At 66.6% G+C, this 15,627-nt stretch carries 17 protein-coding genes; 8 read left to right on the top strand and 9 right to left on the bottom strand.

What is annotated here, in order from left to right; genetic code table 11:
• Positions 1 to 25 precede the first annotated feature (25 nt).
• Genes VF168_09840 through VF168_09830 form a run of 3 tightly spaced genes read left to right on the top strand, consistent with a single transcriptional unit; the run spans position 26 to position 1,675 of the window.
• Positions 26 to 868 (top strand): 1,4-dihydroxy-6-naphthoate synthase, encoded by an 843-nt coding sequence (locus VF168_09840; GenBank protein ID HEX7004473.1) that lies wholly within the window; start codon positions 26 to 28, stop codon positions 866 to 868.
• Positions 865 to 1,446, top strand: coding sequence for a hypothetical protein (locus VF168_09835; GenBank protein HEX7004472.1), 582 nt, complete (start codon positions 865 to 867; stop codon positions 1,444 to 1,446). Before VF168_09840 ends, VF168_09835 begins: the two co-directional genes overlap by 4 nt.
• A gap of 43 nt (positions 1,447 to 1,489) precedes the next feature.
• Entirely contained in the window at positions 1,490 to 1,675 is a 186-nt protein-coding gene (locus VF168_09830) for a hypothetical protein (GenBank protein HEX7004471.1), read from the top strand.
• A 1-nt stretch (position 1,676) separates the two neighbouring features.
• Here the strand turns inward: VF168_09830 and VF168_09825 are convergent, their stop codons facing one another.
• The 4 genes from VF168_09825 to VF168_09810 all read right to left on the bottom strand — a co-directional run bounded on the left by VF168_09825 (position 1,677) and on the right by VF168_09810 (position 4,169).
• The gene (locus VF168_09825) at positions 1,677 to 2,372 is read right to left on the bottom strand and encodes an FAD-dependent oxidoreductase (GenBank protein ID HEX7004470.1); all 696 of its coding nucleotides are present in this window, start codon (positions 2,370 to 2,372) and stop codon (positions 1,677 to 1,679) included.
• Between the two features lie 92 nt (positions 2,373 to 2,464).
• A complete protein-coding gene (locus tag VF168_09820) occupies positions 2,465 to 3,058 on the bottom strand; it encodes a hypothetical protein (protein ID HEX7004469.1) in 594 nt (197 codons plus the stop codon).
• Positions 3,055 to 3,777 (bottom strand): bifunctional demethylmenaquinone methyltransferase/2-methoxy-6-polyprenyl-1,4-benzoquinol methylase UbiE, encoded by a 723-nt coding sequence (gene ubiE, locus VF168_09815; protein HEX7004468.1) that lies wholly within the window; start codon positions 3,775 to 3,777, stop codon positions 3,055 to 3,057. The genes VF168_09820 and ubiE overlap by 4 nt, the downstream gene beginning before the upstream one ends.
• An 86-nt stretch (positions 3,778 to 3,863) precedes the next feature.
• A complete protein-coding gene (locus VF168_09810; GenBank protein HEX7004467.1) occupies positions 3,864 to 4,169 on the bottom strand; it encodes a glutaredoxin family protein in 306 nt (101 codons plus the stop codon).
• Positions 4,170 to 4,403: 234 nt separating this feature from the next.
• Here VF168_09810 and typA point away from each other — a divergent pair, with 234 nt between their 5' ends.
• On the top strand, positions 4,404 to 6,206 hold the full coding sequence (gene typA / locus VF168_09805) for a translational GTPase TypA (GenBank protein HEX7004466.1): 1,803 nt from the start codon (positions 4,404 to 4,406) through the stop codon (positions 6,204 to 6,206).
• 30 nt (positions 6,207 to 6,236) lie between these two features.
• Here the strand turns inward: typA and VF168_09800 are convergent, their stop codons facing one another.
• Positions 6,237 to 6,977: a hypothetical protein gene (locus VF168_09800; GenBank protein ID HEX7004465.1), complete on the bottom strand. Its 741-nt coding sequence runs from the start codon at positions 6,975 to 6,977 to the stop codon at positions 6,237 to 6,239.
• Between the two features lie 83 nt (positions 6,978 to 7,060).
• Positions 7,061 to 7,672: a histidine phosphatase family protein gene (locus tag VF168_09795; GenBank protein HEX7004464.1), complete on the bottom strand. Its 612-nt coding sequence runs from the start codon at positions 7,670 to 7,672 to the stop codon at positions 7,061 to 7,063.
• A gap of 71 nt (positions 7,673 to 7,743) precedes the next feature.
• Here VF168_09795 and VF168_09790 point away from each other — a divergent pair, with 71 nt between their 5' ends.
• From VF168_09790 to VF168_09780, 3 genes are all read left to right on the top strand, one after another.
• Complete coding sequence (locus VF168_09790) at positions 7,744 to 8,463, top strand: SDR family oxidoreductase (GenBank protein ID HEX7004463.1); 720 nt, start codon at positions 7,744 to 7,746, stop codon at positions 8,461 to 8,463.
• A 34-nt stretch (positions 8,464 to 8,497) separates the two neighbouring features.
• Entirely contained in the window at positions 8,498 to 9,571 is a 1,074-nt protein-coding gene (locus VF168_09785) for a quinone-dependent dihydroorotate dehydrogenase (GenBank protein HEX7004462.1), read from the top strand.
• Positions 9,572 to 9,801: 230 nt separating this feature from the next.
• Positions 9,802 to 10,731: a GNAT family N-acetyltransferase gene (locus VF168_09780; GenBank protein HEX7004461.1), complete on the top strand. Its 930-nt coding sequence runs from the start codon at positions 9,802 to 9,804 to the stop codon at positions 10,729 to 10,731.
• 93 nt (positions 10,732 to 10,824) lie between these two features.
• Here the strand turns inward: VF168_09780 and VF168_09775 are convergent, their stop codons facing one another.
• A complete protein-coding gene (locus tag VF168_09775) occupies positions 10,825 to 11,406 on the bottom strand; it encodes a cob(I)yrinic acid a,c-diamide adenosyltransferase (GenBank protein HEX7004460.1) in 582 nt (193 codons plus the stop codon).
• 129 nt (positions 11,407 to 11,535) lie between these two features.
• Here VF168_09775 and VF168_09770 point away from each other — a divergent pair, with 129 nt between their 5' ends.
• Positions 11,536 to 12,645, top strand: coding sequence for a mechanosensitive ion channel family protein (locus tag VF168_09770; protein HEX7004459.1), 1,110 nt, complete (start codon positions 11,536 to 11,538; stop codon positions 12,643 to 12,645).
• A gap of 33 nt (positions 12,646 to 12,678) precedes the next feature.
• Here the strand turns inward: VF168_09770 and ispG are convergent, their stop codons facing one another.
• Both ispG and VF168_09760 read right to left on the bottom strand, forming a co-directional pair.
• The gene (ispG, locus tag VF168_09765) at positions 12,679 to 13,920 is read right to left on the bottom strand and encodes a flavodoxin-dependent (E)-4-hydroxy-3-methylbut-2-enyl-diphosphate synthase (protein ID HEX7004458.1); all 1,242 of its coding nucleotides are present in this window, start codon (positions 13,918 to 13,920) and stop codon (positions 12,679 to 12,681) included.
• Positions 13,921 to 13,970: 50 nt separating this feature from the next.
• Positions 13,971 to 15,314: a hypothetical protein gene (locus VF168_09760; GenBank protein ID HEX7004457.1), complete on the bottom strand. Its 1,344-nt coding sequence runs from the start codon at positions 15,312 to 15,314 to the stop codon at positions 13,971 to 13,973.
• Between the last annotated feature and the right edge of the window lie 313 nt (positions 15,315 to 15,627).

The following is a 15,627-nucleotide window of genomic DNA, read 5'->3' as shown; positions in this document are numbered from 1 at the left end:
TCTGGCCAGCTAATAGACTGACTCCATGCCAAGCGCACGCCTCACGGTCGGTTACAGCCCTTGCCCCAACGACTGCTTCATCTTCTACGCGCTCGCCCACGGCAAGATCGACTTCGAGCCGGTCGACATCTACCTGGCCGATGTCGAGGAGTTGAACCAGCTCGCCAGGCGCGGAGCGCTCGAGGTCACCAAGCTCTCCTATCACGCCTTCGGCCATCTCGCCGACCGCTACCGCATGCTGCCCTCCGGTGGCGCTCTGGGCCGGGGAGTGGGTCCTCTGATAGTGACCCGCGAACCTCTCGCCGACCTGAGCGGCCGCACGGTTGCCGTGCCAGGCGGCCTGACCACGGCCAATCTGCTCCTGCGCCTCTCCCAGAGCGACGACATCGAGTACCGGGAGATGCGCTACGACCGGATCATGCCGGCCGTCGAAGCGGGTGAGGTCGACGCCGGGCTGATCATCCACGAGAGTCGCTTCACCTACCACCAACACGGCCTGGTCAAGCATCTGGACCTGGGCGAATGGTGGGAAGGCGTGACAGGGAAACTGTTGCCGCTGGGCGGCATCGCTGCGCTCCGCTCCCTCGGCGGCGCCCGGCTCGCTGAGCTCGACCGCGCGATCCGGGCCAGCCTCGACTACGCCTACGAGCATCCCGACGAGGTGGAACCGTACGTCGCCGAGCACGCTCAGGAGATGAGCCGCGAGGTCAGGCAGCAGCACATAGACCTCTACGTGAACCGTTACAGCAGGGAGCTGGGGGCCGAGGGGCGAGCTGCCGTCGCCGAGTTCTTCAGGAGGGGGCGGGAACGACGACTCCTACCGGCTGTCGCGGAAGATGCCATCTTCGGTTACGTGACGGCAGAGTGAAGGAGAACTACCTGCAGTGGCTGTGGCTGGGTGTGTCGCGGCCCCGCGACTTCTTCGCGGGCTTCCCGTCGGAGCCGCGTCTGGCGCTGGCGCTCAAGCCCGCTCTCGTCGCCGTCCTGCTGGGCGCCACCATGTTCGGCTGGGCTATCGCGCGGGGCACCTCCAGCGATTCGGTGATCGCGGTGATGCTGCTCGTGTTGCCGGGCGCGCTCCTCTACGCGGCCACGCTCTGGCTACTGGGCGGAATGGCGTTGGCCCGTACCGCTCGGATCGGCGAGCATGGTTGGGAGATCGCAGCGTGGGCCTGGGTGCCCGCGGGATACCTGGCGCTCATCCTGCTGCCGGTGGTGGCCGTCTTTCCGGTCACCAGTCTCGCCACCGGCATGTTGGGCCTCCCCTTCTGGCACCTCTACGTGGTGCATGCAGGGCTCGGTCGTTTCGCGCCGGCTCGGGCCAGGCGGGCCCTTGTCGTCTACGTCGTGGTGGTACTCGCCGTTCCGCTGACGCTCCTGGCGACGTTGGCCGGGCTCATCCTCTGGAGCGAGGCGAGCGTGGTGACCTTCGTCCCTCCCCGCTGAGCTCGCGGAAGGGTTAGGCTTGCGCCCATGAGCAGGTTCGACGTTGGGGAAGAGGTTTCTCTACGATGGCGAGGTTTACGTCGTCTCGGCCAGGACCGAAGACGACCCTGCCCGTTACCGGCTGCTTGCGAGCCGCACCGGCGGCGCCCGTTTCGTCTGGGCCCACGAGAGTCAGTTGTCGCCGATGGAGTCGTACCTCGAACCTGACGACGACACGGCCCGCTACTGATTCAGGCAGCCAGGTCGTGCACCAGGGCCCGCGCCAGCGCCAGGCCCTGTTGAGCGCTCTCCTCGTAGCTCTGGGCCCCCGCGGCGCAGACGCCCGCCGCGTAGAGCCGCTCGATGCGAGCGATCCGGAAGCCGTCCAGGTGGCTCCTGGCGATGGTGCGACAGCTGACCTCGTACGGGGGACCTTCGTCCTGCCCGCTCAGCTCAAGTGTCAGCGGCTCGAAAACAACTCCCCGGGCCCGCAAGTCGTCGTGCAGTTCGTCGTAGGCCATCTCACCCAATCTGCCCGCGGCCTCGCGCAGCTGACCCTGCACCAGTCGCGCCTGGAGGAACGATCCCACGCAGAGGGCTACCGCTCGGGCGGAACGTTCGACCCCCTCCCAGGTGAGCACTCCTTCTACCCGCTCCCCCTGGACGATCAGTCCGGTCACATTAGATTGCAGCAGGTGGATCCCTGTCTGCGCCTCCAGCGCGTACTTCGCCCGGCGGTGCAGCGACCAGCGTTCGGCCTCGTTGTCTCCCGCCTGTTCCAGTAGCCGCGCCATCAGGCTTCCGGCCGGCGCAAGCAGGCGGTGATGCGAGTGCGCGAGCATGTAGACGGTGTCCAGGCTGGTTGTGACGAGCAGAACGTCGAGGCCGGCACGAGCTGCAGCGATCGCCGCTTCGCTGCCGGCGATGCCTGCCCCGACCAGGGCCACGTCGTAACGGTGGCCGCGGCCCGGGAAGGTCCGCGGTTCACCAGCTGTCAGGGAGGTTACTACGGGTTCCCTCCGTTCCTGGGGCCGGCTCGCTACTCCAGCGCTTCGCGGAAGCCCAGGTAGGGTTGGCGCCGGCCGGGGGCGCGGAGCAGCAGGTGTCTTCCGTCACGGGTTCGTTGGTAGATGAGCACTCCCTTGCCACCGTCGAGGAGGTCGGTGTCGCTGGGTCCGTCGATCATGACCCGCAGATGCAGGGGGAGTTGCGCCCTGGCCCTGCCCAACTCGTACCTCCGCTTGCCTCCGCTGCGGTATCCGAAGAAGATGTCGGCGGGATCGCCGTCGCGGTACAGGACGGTCAAGGCCTGCGCCTCGCCGTTCCGGTAGAGGGCGACCGCCTCCCAGGTGGCGACCCGGGCCTCGTCCTCGGTCACGAACTCCACCTTGGGAGGGATGGTGTCGCCGTAGAAGGCAGCCGGGAAACGCTTCGGCTGAACGTAGTAGCCGCCGGGGCCCACCCGCAGGCGGATGGCATCGTTGTCGTACGACTTCCCCTTCACCAGGCTCTTCACGTGCGAGATCGCCAGCCCGAAGCGCTTGTCGTGCTCGGTGGCGAACTCGTCCCAGTCGGGATCTACCAGCGCGATGTCGGTATTGACTTCGAATCCGTTGAGATCGGTGGTGATCATGATGTCTTCACTCCTGTGAATATCGCCGACACCCCGTAACTCTGCAGGCGATAACGCACGGCGCCGAATCCGACGCTCTGCATCAGGCCGGCAAGCTCCGGGGGCCGGGGGAAGGCGAGTACCGAGGAGGGGAGGTAGTCGTATGCCTGACGACTTCCGGAGATCAGTCCGCCGACGAGTGGCAGCACGTTGAGGAAGTAGAAGCGGAAAGCCTGGCCGAGGACTCCTTCCGGCGGCGGTGGGAACTCGAGGATGACGAGTCTGCCTCCTGGTCGTAGCACCCGCCTGAGTTCGCTCAGGCCGGCCGACCAGTCGCTCAGGTTGCGGAGGCCGTAGGCGATGGTCACGGAGTCGAAGCTGTCGTCCTCGAACGGGAGCTGCATCACGTCACCCTGGATGAGCTGCAGGTCGAGCCCTCTGTCACTTGCCTTGCGGCCGGCGAGCTCGAGCATGGGTTCGGCGAAGTCGAGACCGACCACGGCGGCGTCCGGAGCGAGGCGCTTCATCGTGAGCGCCAGCGCACCCGTTCCGGTAGCGGCATCGAGGATCGTTGTCGCCCCGTCCTCGAGCGCGACCTCGGCCGCCTCTCGCCTCCATATGCCGTCGATCCCCAATGAGAGGAGGGTGTTGAGGAGGTCGTAGCGGCCGGCGATCCGGGAGAACATCTCCCGAACCCTGGCGCCCTTGCCACCCGGTCCCGAGGCCAACGGCGCAGACACCTGCGGCCTCTGCTGGGAGGCGGTCATCATCGGGCCCGGCCTGGGGGGACGCGGCTCATGCTCGACGCCGGCCCTTTCACGGTTGGTTACGCCGTCCTCGCCAGGAGCTGGTGCTTCTGGAGGAAGGCATCGAGTTTGGCTCTGCTGAAGTTGGAGAGGCTGGTCGCTTCGTCGCCGTAAACGACCGTCGGGACGCTTCGCCGTCCGCCGTTCACCTGCATGACGTACTCGGCCGCCTGCGGATCGTTCTCGATGTCGATCTCCTGGTACGGGATTCCGAATCTGTCGAGATAGGTCTTGGTTATCTGGCAGTCCCCACACCACCGGGTCGTGTAGACCTTGATATGCATCGCACCTCCGACTGCCGCTGCCCCGATAAATGAGGCTACCACGTACTCTATTGCCCCCTGTCGTGCCTCTTTCACAAGCTGGCCGAAGGGCGGATTTCACATGCGTAGTTCGATGACAGAGGGTGCGGGGCGACATGAGTATAATTTTCCGTTACGCCTTCTGGCCGACGCCGGCCCAGAGCCAGTGACGGGTGGAAAAGGTGGCTCGAGCCGACGACGTCGTCCGGGCCCGCACCAGAAAGCGGGGCCCGAGCGGCCACGACAGTGAGGAACCCGATGACTTACCGGAACATAGCGATAATCGCCCACGTCGACCATGGGAAGACGACCCTCGTAGACGGCCTGCTGCGGCAGTCCCACATCTTCCGCGAGAACCAGGTCGTCGAGGAGCGGGTGATGGACTCGAACGCCATCGAGCGCGAGCGCGGCATCACCATCCTGGCCAAGAACACCGCCGTCGAGTGGAACGGCGTAAAGATCAACATCGTCGACACTCCGGGCCACGCCGACTTCGGCGGCGAGGTGGAGCGCGCCCTCGGCATGGTCGACGGCGTTCTGCTGCTGGTCGACGCGGCGGAAGGACCGATGCCGCAGACCCGGTTCGTGCTCAAGAAGGCGTTGGCGCGCGGCCTCAAGCCGATCGTCGTGGTCAACAAGATCGACCGCAAGGACGCTCGCCCGGACGCCGTCATCGACCTCACCTTCGACCTGATGGTCGAACTTGGCGCGAACGACGAGCAGCTCGACTTCCCGATCCTCTACGCCATCGCCCGGGACGGCAAGGCGTGGACCGAACTCGAGAGCCCCGGGGAGGACCTCTCTCCCCTGTTCGAGGCGATACTCGAGCACACCCCCGCCCCGGATGCACAGGTGGACGCGCCCTTCCAGCTCCAGGTCGCCAACCTCGACTACTCCGACTACCTCGGCCGGATAGCGGTAGGCCGGGTGCGCCGTGGCCGCGCCGGTACCGGCGACACCGTCGCACGCGTCGCCGCCAACGGCAGCGTGGTCCGGGCGCGCCTCACCAAGGTGTACAGCCACCTGGGGCTCCAGCGCGTCGAGGTGGAGGAAGCGTTCGCCGGCGACATCGTTGCGATCTCGGGTCTGGAGGATGTACAGATCGGCGACACGCTCTGCGACCCCGATCGGATAGAGCCGCTGCCGGTAGTGGAAGTCGATCAGCCCACGGTCGCCGTCACCTTCAGCCCCAACACCAGCCCGTTCGCCGGGAAGGAGGGCCGCTTCGTGACGAGCCGCCATATCGGCGACCGGCTCAAGCGGGAGTTGCTCACCAACGTCGCGCTGCGTGTCGAGGAGTTGGGCGGCGAACTCTACCGGGTCGCGGGTCGCGGTGAGCTGCACCTGGCCATCCTCATCGAGCAGATGCGCCGCGAGGGGTACGAGTTCTCGGTATCCCGGCCGGAGGTGATAATGCGGGAGGTGGACGGCGTCAAGCACGAGCCGTTCGAGCACGTGGTCGCCGACGTGCCGGTCGAGGCGATGGGCGCCGTCATGGAGTCGCTGTCGAGCCGCCGCGGCACGCTCCTCAACATGGAGCAGGGCGAGAGCCGGGCCCGCCTCGAGTTCAGCATGCCCAGCCGCGCCCTGTTCGGTTACCGCACGCAGTTCCTCTCCATGACTCAGGGCGAGGGGTTGCTCTCGCACGTGTTCGACGGCTACGAGCCGCTTGCCGGTGAGATCCGTACCAGGCAGGGCGGGTCGCTGGTGGCGATGGAGCCGGGCGAGGCGTTCGCCTACAGCATCTTCAAGCTGCAGGACCGCGGCACCTTCTTCATCGACCCGGGAACGGAGGTTTACGTGGGCATGATCGTGGGAGCGAACGCCCGCGGAGGCGACCTGAACATCAACGTCAGCAAGAACAAGAAGCTCACCAACGTGCGTGCGGCCGGCAGCGACGAGAACATCACTCTGGTTCCACCGAAGCGCCTCACCCTCGAGGAGGCGCTCGAGTACATCGCCGACGACGAGCTCGTCGAGGTAACCCCCAAGAACATCAGGCTGCGCAAGCGGGTGCTCGAGCCGAACATGCGGAAGAAGGAGAGCAAGTCCGCGGTCTGACTACTGCTTCGCGGGTCGCCTCGGTGGCCCTCAGGCGACCTCCGCGGCCTCGACCTCGTTCAGCTGCAGTTCGATCTCGCCGTACGGCTCCTGCTGGTGCGCGGTGATCCTTCCCTCCCGAACGAGCTCCAGCATGCCGGCGAAGTAAACGGTCAACTGAGACCACGTGGGCCTCTCGACCGCCTCGGTCAGAAGGGCCCTTCCCCAGCGCCTGAGGTTGCCCAAGAGGCCCTTCATCGCGCCGCTCATCGTCAACCGTTCCACCGAGAGCTCGAAGTAGCTGCCGGGGCTGTAGCGGGCCGCGAAGGTCGCCAACTGGTCGATGCCCGTCGTGATCTTGCGTAACGGTCTGGGGTACTCGGGCCGTGGCGTGCGCGCCGGCAGCACTATGCGCCGCTGATCGCGGCGTTGCCTCAGGAAGTCGATCGCGCCGTCCAGCTCCTCTAGCATGGCGACCGCCTCGAGGGCCTCCTCCAGCTCCTCTTCCTCCTCCTCGTCGACCTCTCTTGGAGGTCGCGGCAGGAGAAGGCGGAGTTTCAGTTCGATAACCTGGGCGACGTTGGGCAGTGCCAGGCTGGCCAGATCGAGGTTGCTGGCGGCCACCTTCCGGAAATGTTCGAGGAACGATTGGACGAGGTCGAGCAGGTCGATGGCTGAGGGGGCGACCGTTCCTCGCCGCAAGGCGTGGGCGAGTTCGCCGAGGGTGCCTTCGAAACCGGCCTGCCGAACGAGAAAGGCCGGTGCGTCAGCTTCACTGCTCAGAATGGTCACCGGTCACAATCACCACCGCCGGAGTCTAACACGGCCCCCCTGCGCCGGGCGGCCGCTGTTCGAAAGTCGACCTCTTCGTTCCGTCAGTCGAGGAAGGGATCGAAGTCGCTCTTCAGGTGCCGGGTGTCGTTCACCCGCTCGATGAGGACCTGGTCCTCACGGAACAGCAGTCGGGTCAGCGAGGTGTGCCGCAGGAAGATACGCTTGCGCCAACGGGGATGCTGGACGCCCATCACGTGTGCGATGAGCATCTGGATCGGCCCGGAGTGGGTGACGGCGACCACGTGTGGCACCTTCGGCAACTCCCCCAGCCAGGCGACCACCCGAGCCATCAGGTCGCTGTACGACTCCCCGTCCGGAACACGGCGCGAGAACGGGTCCTCGAGCCACCAGTCCCAGGCCTCGTTATCCCTGTTCTCTTCCGGGGACTTCCCCTGGAAGACGCCGAAGTCGAGTTCCATGAGCCTTGGGTCGGTCACCACCTCGGCCGCCGGGAAGGCGAGCCTCGCGGTATCGACCGCCCGCTTGAGCGGGCTCGAGTAGAGGAGGTCGATCTCGCTCGAGCCGACCCGCCTCGCCAGCGCACGCGCTTGAGTCACGCCCTCCTCCGACAGTGGGCAGTCCAGGTGACCCTGAAGCTTGCCCGTCGAGTTCCAGTCGGTGAGCGCGTGACGGATGAGTGTTAATCGTCGCATCGACCGCTTGCGAGTCTACCAGTATGCCGGGACGGCGGCGGCCTCCGGGAACGCCGTGCTAGCCTGCCGGCATGACGGATCTGACTGGCAAGACGGCTCTGGTCACCGGAGGTTCGAAAGGGATCGGCCTTGGTATCGCCCGAGAGATGGTGCGAGCCGGCCTCAACGTAGGGATCACTGCGCGCAACGCCCAGGAGGTCGAGGCGGCTGCACGGCAGCTGAGCGAAGAAGGCCCTGGGCGGGCGATCGGCATCCGCTGCGACGTTCGCGACCTGCAGCAGCAGGAGGAGGCGGTGCGCCGGCTCGTCGACGAGTTCGGCGGAGTGTACGCCGTCATCGCCAACGCCGGCGTCGGCGCGTTCGGGCCGATCGACGAGTTCCCCGTAGAGGAGTGGCACAAGATCATCGACACCAACCTCACCGGCGTCTTCTACACGGTGAAGGCGAGCGTCGCCGAGTTGAAGCGCAGCAACGGCTATCTCATCACGATCGGCTCCCTGGCAGGGGTCAACTTCAACGCCGGAAGCGCTGCCTACAACGCGAGCAAGTGGGGGATCACCGGCTTCAGCCAGGCGATAATGCTCGACCTGCGCAAGCACGGGATAAAGGTTTCGACGATCATGCCCGGTTCCGTCTCGACCTACTTCCGCGACAACGTGCCCTCGGAAGCCGATACCTGGAAGATCCAACCCGAGGACATCGGGGAGATGGTCATGTACCTGCTCCGCGCGCCCCAGCGCACCTTGCCGTCGAAGGTCGAAGTGCGGCCCAGTCGTCCGCCCTCGTCCTGAACTCCCGTTCAGCGAACGCGGATAGAGTCGTGGCGTGTACGACCTCCTGCGACCACTCCTCTTCGCCGTCGACCCCGAGCTCGTCCACCGGTCCACGCTTCGACTGCTCGGGGCCGGCGGAAGCAACCGTGCAGCGCTGCGCCTCCTCGCTTCCCGCTACCGAGTGACAGACCCACGGCTGGGCGTGGAGCGGTTCGGCTTGCGCTTCCCCAACCCAGTGGGACTGGCGGCGGGCATGGACAAGGACGGCGTGGCGTTGCCGGCCTGGGAGGCCCTCGGTTTCGGCTTCAGCGAAGCGGGCAGCGTGACAGCCGAGGCGCAGGAGGGCAACGAGGGCAAGAGGCTCTTCCGGCTGCCTCGAGACGGGGCGATCATCAACCGGATGGGCTTCAACAACGCCGGGGCTGCACAGCTCGCCCTGCGGCTCGAGCGGCTACGCGGTCGCGGCCTGCTAGCTTCACCCGTCTTCGTCAACGTGGGCAAATCCCGAAGCGCCTCGCTGGAAGCGGCTGCCGCCGACTACCAGAAGGCCCTCGAACCGGTCTGGCCGCAGGCCGACGGGATCGTCGTCAACGTGAGCTCCCCGAACACGTTGGGTCTGCGAACACTTCAGGAACCGGAGGCGTTGGCACGGCTGCTCGAGGTGTTCGACGAGCGCCAGGCCGAGAGGGAGCTCCCCGTCCTCCTCAAGCTCGCTCCCGATCTCGGTGACGAACAGCTCCGGGAGATCGCAGCGGTCGCGGCTCAGCACCGGGTGGCGGGCCTGGTGGCGGTAAATACGACGGTCTCCCGTCCGGGGCTCAGCCAGCGAACCCATGCCGGGGGTGGACTCTCTGGACGACCGCTGGCTCCCCGCGCCCTCGAGGTGCTGCGGCTCTTGGCGCGTACGACCGACCTGCCTCTGGTCTCCGTCGGGGGCGTCTTCGACTCGGCCGACGTGGTGAGGCGCCTCCGTGCCGGGGCCAGTCTGGTCGAGCTCTACACCGGCTTCGTCTACGGCGGTCCAGGAACCGTCCGCCGGATCCTCGAAGGACTGCTGCTCCATCTCGAAGAGGAGGGGATCCCCGACGTCGAGTCGTTGATCGGCATCGACCGGCAGTGGGTGTAGAAATCCTTTCGGTGTTCCGGCCAAACCTGTTCCGGCTCCCCCGGTAGGCAGTCCGAGCCTGGCCTCCTTCTGCTGGCCCGCGAACGCGCGCCCGGATAGTCTCGTTCTGGAACTGTTACAGTCGGTACGACTCCATAACGAAGGATGGTGAGGCCGAATGGTCGGCGTCAGCGTTTGCCCCGAACATCCGAATCGGCACTTCCGAATCGCTCATGCCATGGGAGAAAACCTTGCAGATCACCATCCGAAGGACGGAGCCGGAGGATTACCCGGCCCTGATCCGCATCTTCAATGACCAGAACGAACCGCACCACCACCTGACCGAAGAGGAACTGAGGCGAGGGCACGAACGGGGCCGCGCGAAGGGCAACCATCAGCTGGCTGCCCTGGAGGGGACACGAGTCGTGGGTCTGGGACAGTTCGGCGTCCGCGCCGACGACCCTTCGCCCGGCAAGTACTGGGGCTGGTTCTTCGTTCACCGCGACTACCGGAACAGGGGTGTCGACACCGCACTCTGGGACGAAGCCGTGTCGCTGCTCGTCCGGCCAGTCAGCATCTGGACCTGCGTCCGCGAGGACTTCGTTGCTACTGCCGGCTACCTTCGGGAGCGGGAGTACCGGGAGCAGTTCCGCTCCTGGGGGGCGAACCTTGATCTGGCCGGTTTCGATGTGCGTCGGGCGAGCGGGCTCGAAGAGGCCCTTAAGGTGCGCGGCATCCGGCTCCGCAGCTACCCGGAACTCTCCTCGGACCCGCTGCGAGACGAGAAGTTGCTGGAACTCCAGGCGAGATTGGAGGAGGAGGCTCCCCATCACGAGCCGATCATCCCCAAACGCCACCCGACGATCCGGGACGAAGAGACGCTGATCGAGAGCCTGGTGGTGGCGGTGAGCGGGGACGAGTACGTCGGCCTGGCAAGCCTGCTCGATGGGGGCCTCTTCTCGGAGGCGGCCGGGTCGGGCTTCACCGGCGTGAAGGCCGCGTACCGTAACCTCGGCGTGGCCACCGCCATGAAGGCCAGGACCGGAAGCTGGGCCAAGGCGCGAGGCTACCGCGCGGTGAACGCCGGCGGCTCCGGCGACAACGCCGCGATCCTGAGCGTCAACAGGCGGATCGGCTTCGAGGTCGAACCGGACTGGATTACCTTCGCCAGGCACCTCTGACCAGGCGAGCCGGACCGGCGAGAACGGGGAGGTGCGAGCGAGCGGGTTCGATAAACGAGTCCGACCTTCGTCGGGGCCTTCTACTCGAGCCTGCTATCTGCGTACCGAACGTCGTTGGCGTGAGCGACCACGCACCTTGAGCCTCGTCTCGCTAACTCCCGACCGCATGTTGGCGACTCGCGCGAGGGTGAAGAGCAGGTCGGAGACCCGGTTCAGGTAGGAGCGCAGGTTGGCGTCCACCTCGACCTCCTGCGCCAGCGCGGTCACCTCCCGCTCGGCCCGCCTCACCGCCGCGCGCGCTACATGGAGCGCCGCTCCGCCCGGATTCCCGCCGGGCAGTATGAACGACGACAACGGTTCCAACTCATCTGAGAAGTGATCGATCACCCCTTCGACCCAGGTCACATCTTCAACCGAGATCGGAGTCAGATGCTGCCTCTGGGCGGCATCGGCCGGGGTGGCCAGGTCTGCGCCCACGTCGAACAGGGCGTTCTGTATCTCGATCAGGGCCCTGTCGATGTCTGGTTCGCCGACGAACGAACGGGCCAAACCGATCGCGCTGTTCGCCTCGTCGACGCTGCCGTAGGCCGCGACTCGAAGATGGTTCTTGGCGACACGCTCACCGCCGTAAAGGCCGGTAGTGCCGTTGTCGCCGGTTCGCGTGTAGATCTTCATGCGGCAAGCATAGCCGAGGCGCGACCGGTTCGCGGGCGCTGCCGAGCGGCGGTTACTATGGGTCCGTCGCGTGCCGGCAGCTCGTCCGTTCTCAGGTCGCGCCTCGCGGAACGCGCCGCCGGAGGTTCGATGTCCCTGCCCCCCTTCCTGACGCAAACCGTGATCCTGGGCAACGAGTTGTGGCGCTGGCTCGCCGCCCTCGGACTGGCCTTGCTCGCCCTGCTCATCCTCCAGGCGGTTCGCAACTCGCTGCGGACCCGCCTGGCCTCGAGAGCCGAGCCGCGCGCGTTCCGGTTCGACGACCTCCTGTTCACACTGCTCGGGGCGACACGCAACTGGGCCCTCCTGGCAGCAGCGATCTTCGTCGCGGTTCTGCTCCTGGCCTTGGACCCGGTCACCTCGCTGCGGCTGCGCCAGGTATTGGGCGTCTTCCTGCTCATCCAACTGGCCATCTGGGGGAACGCCGCGATCGTCTACTTCGCCGAGGTCTACCGCCGGAACGAGACGCTCGACGGCGGCCGACGCACCTCACTGGCAGCCCTTACCTTCGTCGGCCGACTGGTGCTCTTCTCGCTGCTGTTGCTGATGCTCCTCGACAACCTGGGGCTGGACGTGACCACCCTGATCGCCGGCCTCGGAGTGGGCTCGATAGCCGTGGCGCTGGCGGTCCAGGGGATCCTGAGCGACCTCTTCGCCTCGCTCTCCATCGTCTTCGACAAGCCGTTCGAGATCGGTGACTTCATCATCGTCGACGACATGCAGGGGAACGTCGAACACATCGGCCTCAGAACGACGCGCATCCGCAGTCTCTCGGGCGAGCAGCTGGTCTTCGCCAACAAGGACCTGCTCGACAGCCGCATCCGCAACTACAAGAGGATGGCCGAGAGACGGATCGTCTTCGCGCTCGGGGTCGAGTTCGGAACCCCCCGCGAACTGCTCGAGAGGATCCCGCTGCTGCTCCGGGGACTGATCGAGGAGTTTCCCGACACCCGATTCGACCGCTCGCACTTCCGCGGTTTCGGCGAGTACTCGCTCGATTTCGAGACCGTGTACTACGTGCTGACCGCCGACTACAACCGCTACATGGACATCCAGCAGTCGCTCAACCTTCAGATCTACGACCGCTTCTCGCAGCTGGGCATCGACTTCGCGCTGCCTGTGGAGAGGCTGGAGATGAGGACCGCCAGGAGCGGCGGTCGCGACCGGCTTAGAGAAGCCGCGACGAGCGGGGACTCCTGACCTGCCTGCCCTGGCGGTCTCGCCGCGAGCAGTTCAGCTGTCGCTGGCCGCGGCTGCCCGTTCGCCGTACCGCTCGCGGACGTACTCTTCGACCATCGCATTGAACTCTGCGGCAATGTCGTCGCCCTGGAGCGTCTTCACCAGCTTCCCGTCCCGGTAGACGGGCGCCCTGGGAGACTCTCCCGTGCCAGGCAGGGAGATCCCGATGTCGGCGTGACGGGATTCGCCCGGGCCGTTCACCACACACCCCATCACGGCCACTCGCATCTCCTCGACGCCGGGATAGCGGCTTCGCCAGGTGGGCATCTGCGCCTTCAGGTAGGCCTGGATGTCCCGGGCCATCTCCTGGAAGAGGGTCGAGGTCGTGCGGCCGCAGCCTGGGCAGGCTGTCACGGTGGGAGCGAACGACCTGAGCTCCAGTGCCTGGAGAATCTCCTGCGCGATCTCCACCTCGCGCTCCCGAGGTGCTCCTGGATCGGGGGTGAGCGAGACCCGGATGGTGTCTCCGATCCCTTCGGCCAGCAGGACAGAGAGGGCGGCGCTGCTCGCCACCGCGCCCTTGGTGCCCATCCCCGCCTCAGTGAGCCCCAGATGCAGCGGATAGTCGCAGCGGGTAGCCAGCTCCCGATAGACCCGCCACAGTTCCGGCACTCGGCTCACTTTCGCCGAGAGGACGATCCTGTCGTGCCCCAGCCCTCGAGACTCGGCCAGCTCGGCCGAGAGCAGTGCCGACCTGACCATCGCCTCGACCATGACCTCACCGGCCTCGCGCGGTTGGGCCAGAGCGGCATTCTCATCCATCAGCCGGGTCAGCAGCGAGCTGTCGAGCGAGCCCCAGTTCACGCCGATGCGTACGGGCCGGTCGAACTCACGGGCGACGTCGATGATGGTGAGGAAGTTCTCGTCGTGCCGCTTGCCCACACCCACGTTCCCGGGGTTGATGCGGTACTTCGCTAGAGCCGCCGCCATCCCGGGGAAACTCGTGAGGAGCTGGTGGCCGTTGTAGTGGAAGTCGCCCACCAGCGGCACCGAGACACCCTGGTCGTCGAGGCGGTTCCGTATCTCTGGTACCGCCTGCGCGGCAGCCGGCGTGTTGACGGTGATGCGAACCAGCTCGCTGCCCGCCGCCGCGAGCTCCGCTACCTGCCTCGCTGTCGCCGCTGCATCGGCCGTGTCGGTATTGGTCATCGACTGGACGACCACAGGGTGGCCGCTACCTACCGGCACTCCGCCGATCCGTACCGTGACCGTCTCTCGCCGCGGGTATTCGCTCATCGGGTCCAGTCTATCCACTCACCCGCCGGCCCTCGTCCGCCCGTGCAACGTCATCCTGAGCCGATCCGGCCGCATGCCGCGATCCGGACGAAACCACCGGTCGCCCTCTGGATCGTCACGTTGTACGCGCTGCTCAGGAGTTCTTCGTACCCGAGGCTCAGGAGGCTGGTGCTGAACGCCTGATCTCCAGGGATGGGCTCGAGGTCGACCAGCCGTGGGCCAGCGGCGCCGCATGCCCCCTGCCTGAGGGAGGCTGCGTAGGTGACCGCGGGGTCGGGATTCTCCAGGAACACCGTCACCACGGTGACGCCGCCTCCGTAATCGGAGAGGAGGACGCTGCCCCTCAGGCCACCAGGGAAGTTCGGGACCAGCGCGAAGCGGGCGCGCCTGGGCTCGTCCAGCGTGACGCTCGGCGTCTCCTCCCGCGGCGGTTCGGCAGCGGGCTGCTGCGCCATCCTCTGCCCTTCCCCCTCGACGGGACCTGGCCAGACGGAGGGTGCCTCGTAGGCCGGGGCCGGCGGGATGATCGGATCGGGATCAACAGGCTCGACCTCGACTTCGGGCACCGCCTGCTCCTCCGCAGGTTCCCGTGCCCGCTCAGGCTGCGGCTCGGATTCAGGCGCCTCCTGCCGCGCCTCCTCGGCGTCGCCGGGCGGCAGCTGTTCGGGCTGGATAGGCTCCTCGGCCTCCTGGGGCGTGGCCGGTTCCGGTTGGGCCGGGCGGGCGGGTTCCTGAGCATCCTCAGCCTGAGCGGGCTGCTCACGCTCATCGGCCTGGGCGGGTTCCTGACGCTCATCGGCCTGGGCGGGTTCCGGTCCGGCTCCCTCTGCGCCGCCGCCCAACGAGATGAGCAGCCTGGGCGCCAACTGCGGGTTGCTGTCGTAGGCGTGGGCCGACCGAAGGCCGTCGCCCCCGGACGGGCTGAAGAGCAGGACCACCGAACCCCCGGCCTCCCACCCGTCCTTGTCTACTACCCCTTGCAGCAGTCCGGAGATGTCGGGGGTCGTATAGCTTTCGCCCGCGGTCCACGCCTCCGGACTCCAGACCTGGCCCTCCGCGGAGGCCGCTCTGCCGGTCAGGTCGAAGCTACCCTGACCGTCCCGGTCCTGGATGAACGGTTCGGTCTCCACCGCATCCTGGGCTCGCACCGTCACGGTCACGGCACCCGAGTTGGCGGCGTCAGCCGTGAATTCCACGACCGCGCGTTCGATCTGCGCTCCGGGCGGTATTGCGAGGTCGGTGAACCTGAGTCCCACGATCTGGGCTGCATGCGCAGCGTCGCGGCCAAGCTCCAGGTCGCTGCTCTCGGCATAGCTGAAACCTTCCGGCCAGCGCATGGGATCTTCGCTCGAGGCGGCGAGGAACTCCTCGGAGTCGCCTGCTGACGAAGCCACCCGTGAGCTCCAGTCCCAGTCGGCCTCCTGGCCGAGAGCAGGGGGGTGAATCAGAAGGATCACGAGCGGGAACAGCAGGAGTAGTTTGGGGCGTCGCATCGGTGTCGTCCCTCCTGTCTCGCTCGCGCAGCGATCGGTTGGCGGCTCGACCGCGCACCCTCTCCGCTGCACGAGTAGGCGTTCGAGTTCTTCCAGTATAGGCGCGCGGCCGGTTTTCCCCAGGTTCAACCCGCACCGCCTTCGGGCGCTACCGCCTCAGTAGAACAGGTGCGTTTCGAACGCCAGGTCGTGCCGACTGCGCAAGCGAGGTCGT

Source organism: Trueperaceae bacterium (assembly GCA_036381595.1).
Classification (GTDB): domain Bacteria; phylum Deinococcota; class Deinococci; order Deinococcales; family Trueperaceae; genus DASVCN01.
The sequence above is the reverse complement of the archived record's forward strand: the minus strand, read 5'-3'. Positions and strand labels throughout refer to the sequence as shown.

Bases quoted from the DNA above. Each gene is read 5' to 3' on its own strand.
- ispG (HEX7004458.1), bottom strand. From the start codon at position 13,920: ATGAGCGAATACCCGCGGCGAGAGACGGTCACGGTACGGATCGGCGGA.
- VF168_09790 (HEX7004463.1), top strand. From the start codon at position 7,744: ATGACGGATCTGACTGGCAAGACGGCTCTGGTCACCGGAGGTTCGAAA.
- VF168_09795 (HEX7004464.1), bottom strand. From the start codon at position 7,672: ATGCGACGATTAACACTCATCCGTCACGCGCTCACCGACTGGAACTCG.
- VF168_09775 (HEX7004460.1), bottom strand. From the start codon at position 11,406: ATGAAGATCTACACGCGAACCGGCGACAACGGCACTACCGGCCTTTAC.
- VF168_09770 (HEX7004459.1), top strand. From the start codon at position 11,536: ATGTCCCTGCCCCCCTTCCTGACGCAAACCGTGATCCTGGGCAACGAG.
- typA (HEX7004466.1), top strand. From the start codon at position 4,404: ATGACTTACCGGAACATAGCGATAATCGCCCACGTCGACCATGGGAAG.
- VF168_09820 (HEX7004469.1), bottom strand. From the start codon at position 3,058: ATGATCACCACCGATCTCAACGGATTCGAAGTCAATACCGACATCGCG.
- VF168_09840 (HEX7004473.1), top strand. From the start codon at position 26: ATGCCAAGCGCACGCCTCACGGTCGGTTACAGCCCTTGCCCCAACGAC.